Annotated in this window: 3 protein-coding genes; 2 read left to right on the top strand and 1 reads right to left on the bottom strand. The window is 51.8% G+C overall.

Annotation, left to right across the window (positions count from 1 at the left end; translation table 11 throughout):
- Positions 1-469, top strand: a 469-nt coding sequence (locus NYR02_RS00005; protein WP_260974344.1) for an EF-Tu C-terminal domain-related protein, incomplete at its 5' end; no start/stop codon positions are given.
- 284 nt (positions 470-753) lie between these two features.
- Here the strand turns inward: NYR02_RS00005 and fusA are convergent.
- Complete coding sequence (gene fusA / locus NYR02_RS00010) at positions 754-2,841, bottom strand: elongation factor G (protein ID WP_260974345.1); 2,088 nt, start codon at positions 2,839-2,841, stop codon at positions 754-756.
- A gap of 336 nt (positions 2,842-3,177) precedes the next feature.
- Between fusA and NYR02_RS00015 the strand changes: the two genes are divergently transcribed.
- The coding region (locus NYR02_RS00015) for a GTP-binding protein (RefSeq protein ID WP_260974346.1) at positions 3,178-3,435 on the top strand (258 nt) is incomplete at its 3' end.

The raw sequence follows: 3,435 nt of genomic DNA on the forward strand, positions 1-3,435 counted from the left end.
TGGTGAAGAGCTGTCCATCATCGGTATCAAAGAGACCATCAAGACGACCTGTACCGGTGTTGAGATGTTCCGTAAGATTCTGGATGAAGGCCGTGCTGGTGAAAACGTAGGTGTTCTGCTGCGTGGTACCAAGCGTGACGAAGTTGAGCGTGGTCAGGTACTGGCTAAGCCAGGCACTATCACTCCGCACACCAAGTTCGAATCAGAAGTATACGTACTGGGTAAAGATGAAGGTGGTCGTCACACGCCATTCTTCAAAGGTTACCGTCCACAGTTCTACTTCCGTACCACTGACGTGACTGGCGCTTGTGAGCTGCCAGAAGGCGTTGAGATGGTAATGCCAGGTGACAACGTTAAGCTGACCGTTACTCTGATCGCGCCGATCGCGATGGATGAAGGTCTGCGTTTTGCGATCCGTGAAGGCGGTCGTACTGTTGGCGCCGGCGTTGTAGCTAAGATCATCGAATAATTCGATATCCTGCTATAAAAAAACCGGGCATTGCCCGGTTTTTTTATGCCTGCTTCAAGCGCATGGTCTCTTTGTGAATCTTAACTGACAAGTTAATTGAAACAATTACAGTATCGCTTCTGAGCTGGCAGGATAGGTCAGCGGGCGATACTTTGTTGAGCAGCATGTTGTCAGGAAGCCCGCATTCAGTGGGCTTTTTTGTGCCAGTGATTTCGCGTGTTTTTGCAGGCAATAAAAAACCCCGCGCGGCTTAGGCCGGGCGGGGTTTTTAAATCAGCAGCTAATTACTTAGCCGCTTCTTTACGGGCTTTTGCTTCAGCGATCACTTTCTCTGCTACGTTAGCCGGACATGGCAGGTAGTGTGAGAATTCCATGGAGAACTGACCGCGGCCAGACGTCATGGTACGCAGGTGACCGATGTAACCGAACATTTCGGACAGTGGTACGTCTGCCTTGATGCGAACGCCGGTCACACCAGCTTCCTGATCTTTAATCATGCCGCGACGACGGTTCAGGTCACCGATAACATCACCAACGTGATCTTCCGGAGTGAACACGTCAACTTTCATGATTGGTTCAATCAGTTGTGGACCCGCTTTCGGCATAGACTGACGGAAGGCGCCTTTAGCAGCGATTTCGAAGGCAATGGCCGAGGAGTCAACTGCGTGGTAAGAACCGTCGTACAGTTCTACTTCAACGTCCAGTACCGGGAAGCCAGCCAGAGGGCCTTCGGCCATCATCACGCGGAAGCCTTTCTCAACCGCAGGCCAGAATTCTTTCGGTACGTTACCGCCAACAACCACAGACTTGAACGCGAAGCCGGTACCTGGCTCAGCAGGACGGATGCGGTAGTCGATCTTACCGTACTGACCAGAACCACCAGACTGCTTCTTGTGGGTGTAGCTGTCTTCGATTGGCTTGGTGATGGTTTCACGGTAGGCAACCTGTGGCTGACCAACGATCAGCTCAACACCGTAAGTACGCTTCAGGATGTCAACTTTAATATCCAGGTGAAGTTCGCCCATGCCTTTCAGGATGGTTTCGCCAGAGTCTTCGTCTGTTTCAACCTGGAATGTTGGGTCTTCTGCAACCATTTTACCGATCGCAATACCCATCTTGTCGACGGAGCCTTTATCTTTAGGGGCAACCGCGATAGAGATTACCGGCTCAGGGAACACCATGGCTTCCAGAGTACATTCATGCTTAGGATCACACAGGGTGTGACCGGTCTGAACGTTCTTCATGCCAACAACTGCGATGATGTCACCCGCCTGAGCATGATCAAGCTCAGTACGTTCGTCGGCCTGCATCTCCACCATACGACCGATACGCTCGGTTTTGCCGGTGAAGCTGTTCAGTACGGTGTCACCTTTCTTCATGACGCCGGAGTAGATGCGCACGAAGGTCAGGGCGCCGAAGCGGTCGTCCATGATTTTGAATGCCAGTGCGCGCAGTGGCTCATCAGCAGAAACGATGGCTTTCTGGCCTGTCGGGTTACCTTCTTCGTCGGTCAGATCCTGTGGCTCAACTTCGGTTGGGCTTGGCAGGTAATCAACAACCGCGTCCAGTACCAGCTGCATGCCTTTGTTCTTGAAGGCAGAACCACAGTAGGTCGGGAAGAATTTCAGGTCACGGGTACCAATACGGATGCAACGTTTGATGTCTTCGATGGATGGTTCTTCACCTTCCATGTAAGCCATCATCAGATCGTCGTCCATTTCAACAGCGGATTCGATCAGCTGTTCGCGGTACATTTCAACGTCGTCAACCATATCCGCTGGAATGTCTTCAACAGTGAAGTTTTCTGGCAGGCCAGAATCATCCCATACGAATGCCTGACGGGTCAGCAGGTCAACAACACCCACGAACTGATCTTCAGTACCGATTGGCAGAACCATGATCAGCGGGTTGGCGCCCAGTACATTACGTACCTGATCAACAACGCGCATGAAGTCTGCACCCAGGCGGTCCAGTTTGTTGACGAAAATCAGACGGGAAACTTCTGAGTCGTTCGCGTAGCGCCAGTTGGTTTCAGACTGAGGCTCAACACCGCCTGAACCACAGAATACGCCGATACCGCCGTCCAGTACTTTCAGGGAACGGTATACTTCAACGGTGAAGTCAACGTGTCCAGGGGTGTCAATAACGTTGAAGCGGTGGCCTTTCCAGAAGCAGCTTACGGCTGCGGACTGAATAGTAATACCACGCTCGGCTTCCTGTTCCATGAAGTCGGTGGTGGATTCGCCGTCGTGTACTTCACCCAGACGGTGAATTTTACCCGTCAGCTTCAGGATACGTTCGGTGGTGGTCGTTTTGCCCGCATCAACGTGGGCGAAAATACCAATGTTTCTGTATAAGGAAAGATCTGTCATAACATTACTCGGTTAGCAGAGACAAAATTCGCGCGCTACTTTACCTGTTTTCTCCTGCATTTTCTCGTCGTTTTTGTTCCTGTGCGGCAGGTTTTATCAATAAAACGATGTCAGTGACTGAAAATTAAGCAATTTCCGTTGGTTTGTGATTCGCGCGGGCTGCCTGTCTGATCGTTTGGCTGCGCTCATGGGTGTCGGGATGCGGGGCCGGCTGGGCAAAATAGCGGTGCAGGAGTTGACAGTTTTACCTTCCGGGGTATGATTGCGGCCCTTATGGGCGTGCCAGGATTACGGATCCTGCCCGCCGGATCATCAGACTTTTATGAGGACTTGGCTGTGGCAAAGGAAACGTTTGAGCGTTCAAAACCCCACGTAAACGTTGGTACTATTGGTCACGTTGACCACGGTAAAACCACTCTGACTGCGGCTCTGACCCGTGTATGTGCAGAAGTATGGGGCGGCGCTGCCGTTGCATTTGACGGTATCGACAATGCACCAGAAGAGCGTGAACGTGGTATCACGATTTCTACCTCGCACGTAGAATACGAATCCCCAAGCCGTCACTACGCACACGTAGACTGCCCAGGACACGCG

This window comes from Thalassolituus pacificus (assembly GCF_025318105.1).
GTDB classification, from domain to species: domain Bacteria; phylum Pseudomonadota; class Gammaproteobacteria; order Pseudomonadales; family Oceanobacteraceae; genus Venatoribacter; species Venatoribacter pacificus.